This window comes from Coprococcus sp. ART55/1, from assembly GCF_000210595.1.
Classification (GTDB): Bacteria; Bacillota; Clostridia; order Lachnospirales; family Lachnospiraceae; genus Coprococcus; species Coprococcus aceti.
Genome location: NC_021018.1, coordinates 2,380,935 through 2,384,035, shown reverse-complemented (window position 1 = coordinate 2,384,035; position 3,101 = coordinate 2,380,935). Strand labels below are relative to the sequence as shown.

1 protein-coding gene and 1 pseudogene are annotated in these 3,101 nt (G+C 35.9%); both read right to left on the bottom strand.

The window, feature by feature from the left end; translation table 11 throughout:
- Positions 1 to 63: 63 nt before the first annotated feature.
- Entirely contained in the window at positions 64 to 2,094 is a 2,031-nt protein-coding gene (locus CCU_RS10695) for an ATP-binding protein (protein ID WP_015534662.1), read from the bottom strand.
- 349 nt (positions 2,095 to 2,443) lie between these two features.
- Positions 2,444 to 3,101, bottom strand: a pseudogene (locus CCU_RS10690) (class I SAM-dependent RNA methyltransferase); the annotation flags it as partial.

The following is a 3,101-nucleotide window of genomic DNA, read 5'->3' as shown; positions in this document are numbered from 1 at the left end:
GGTCAGTGGACGTTACCTGTTACATTCTGCTTTATTCAGTGGCTGCCCACGTGACAACCTCCACTATAGTTGTGCAACAGCAATTTCTGTAAGAGTATCTGCTTTTTCTCGACCCTCCGTATCACTTACCGCTGCCATTAATTCATTTGCCACCCGCTCTCTATCATACTTCAACCGTTCTAGCATCGGTTTATGCTTTATTTCAAAACTTTTAAATATATCGTCCCAAGTAAGCGCATATACTTCACAATTATCCACCTGAAATACTAATCCTACTTTTCCTTTATCTTCAAATGCTTTATATTGACTTTTAACATAATCATCTACTTCTTTACATACAGCAATAAACTTCCATTTCCGTAATTCACTATTGAATTGAGGCTGCCTTCTAACGTAATCCATATAATCTTCCACTTGTCGTAATACTTTTTTCGTTAACGGAACTCTCGGTGCTTTTAATTCAACAACAATATTTTCTTCCTGCGTTGTTTCAAATGTTGTTTCGACATTTCTCGTATTGCATAAAAAAATGTCCATGCGTCGTTCATTTTCCGCATCTGGATTCAATTCTGCTGTAACATCCTCTTCTCCATACAAAATATTCCTATACTGTTCCAATGCCTTTTGCATTCTCTGATCAGCACTTGCCAAATTATACTGTTCACCAAAAAGCCAAAAATGTCTTTCTACAATTTTCTGTACATGATCACGTTCATTTGCAAATTTTGTCAAATCATACACGATACTTTTCAATAATTCTATCACTTTATATCTATCCTCAATAAACTTGATAGTATCAATGATATTCTCCAAAGACGTTTTTTTTAATATCATTGAAAAATCAGCTCTCTGCTGAGGTGATAATTCCACAACCTGCTCTATTATAGTTAAAACATTTTCCCTCTCTTCAGAACTCAAAAGCAAATTCAAAAACCCTAGCAACGATTTTTCTTGAATTTGTTTCAATTTATGAAAAATCAGTGGCTCCAATTTAAAAATTTCCTTTGTTACTCTTTTCAAATCATTCTTACGCATTTGTCCATATACATCATCTGAAAACTTGGGAAAAGTTTTTCTTTCGGTTATCATAGCTTCAACTGCTTCTTCTGCTTTATCCGATAAATATACGCTAATTTTTTTCTCGATAAGCTTTTGAATTTCTTTATGCAACTTTTTCAGAATCTTTTTCTCATCCTGAGACTCAAACAGGTTAATCTGCGTATCTTCATGATCATCTATAACATTTTCTTTATCATCAAAAAAATCTGATTTCACAAACACACTATGGTTAAAATTAATGGTATTATGATTAAAAGTCGTGGTTCGTTTTCCCTTCAATATGTTTTTTTCATCGAAATAATAACAACAGAATTTTTCAGAGATTGATTCCTGCCATACAATCAAATTAATCTCAAACCTATATCCATCAATTGTTACCATGACTTTTTCACTCAAATCAGTATTTATATATTTTTTATAATCAATCTTTTCTCCATTAACTATTATCTCGGCATCTTTATTTTTATATAGATACAAAAACCATGCGAAATCTTTGAGTAATGCCGACTCTATTACCTCAAAACTCATATTCTCCACAGTTAATGTATTTATATTGAAAAATCTCACTTCTGTTCCTGTTGCATTTTGCTCAGACAACTGCGGCTCTGAACAATCAATCACTTCTTTTTTATCACTTGACATAGCAATATCATATTCTTTATACACATCATTATCTTTATAAACAGTATGCCACTCTGCATTATTAGAAAAAGCAATAAAAGAGAATCTACCTTTACCCTTATTTGCCTTAGATTTCATTTGTAATGACAGCAAATTCTTCTTTGATGCCAGAAAGGCACCAAACGTCTCCCCTAGTTCATTATAATTTATTCCTTCACCATTATCTTTTATAATTAATTCCTTGACCCCAAACGCTTCATTATGTGTATATTCTATACTAACTTTTGTAGCATTGGCTTCAAAGCCATTCCAAACATATTCACTTATGGCAGCTTTGTAATCACTTGTGATTCCAGAAGATCGATACTTTGGTTTTTTACACTTACAGGTATAATCATGATATTCGCCTCCCATATTATAAGTGTATCACATCATTTTTATATTTTCTATCGGAACAAAAAAATATAATTCCCAGTCAAACGGAATTTTTCACAACTAAAGTTTATATCTCCACAATTATTCCATACATATATCCAACAGAAATCCCCCACTCCATGCATCACGATACACTCCTAAATCATATTCTTTTATTTCGCATCAAATGTCTATATATTCTTTTCTACATATCGATAATGAAGTGAACACTTTTAATTCTATTACTTAGGCAGCTTAACATAAAAATATTCTCCGTCTTTTTACCAAATATATCTGATTAGGCTAAAGAGAAATAAGCGTACCACTATTTTTAATGATACGCCTATCCTCAAATCTCTTCAAAATGCTTCAACGCATCCTTTATGGCTTCCACTTTCTCTGCTGTCGGATGCTTCCTCGGCTGTTTCAATTCCTCTACCGCATTAGGAGCATCGTACATTGGCAAGCCTAAATCTCTCTTTACCTCTGCGATATATGCGGTATGTACCTTGAAGCCGTATTTAGCTTCTATGTACTCCTTTATCATTTTGTAGGTCACTCGTTCTTTGGGCTTATATTCTTCGGCTCTTTTAGCGATATTATCAAGCGGAACTTTTCCCTCACCCTCGCCAAACTCAACTTTTACGTTGATATGTCCGTCTGGCTTTTTGTGGGAAAGCAGTACCACCGTCTCCACATGCCCGCTATGGCAAAACTGATCCACGACCGCCACCTTCTTCGCCACATACCCCTTCTCCTGAAGTATTTTCACATCCCTAGCCAGGGTTGCCGGGTCGCAGCTCACGTAGACGATACGTTCCGGCGCCATATGGACCAGAGTATCCAGAAGAACCTGATCACAGCCCTTTCGTGGTGGGTCCACGACCACGACGTCCGCGTGGGAGCCGTCGCTGCCTTTCTTGTATATGTCGGGAACGACTTCCTCTGCCTTACCGACAAAGAACTCAGCATTTGTGATCCCGTTGATCTCGGCGTTGTGTCTTGCA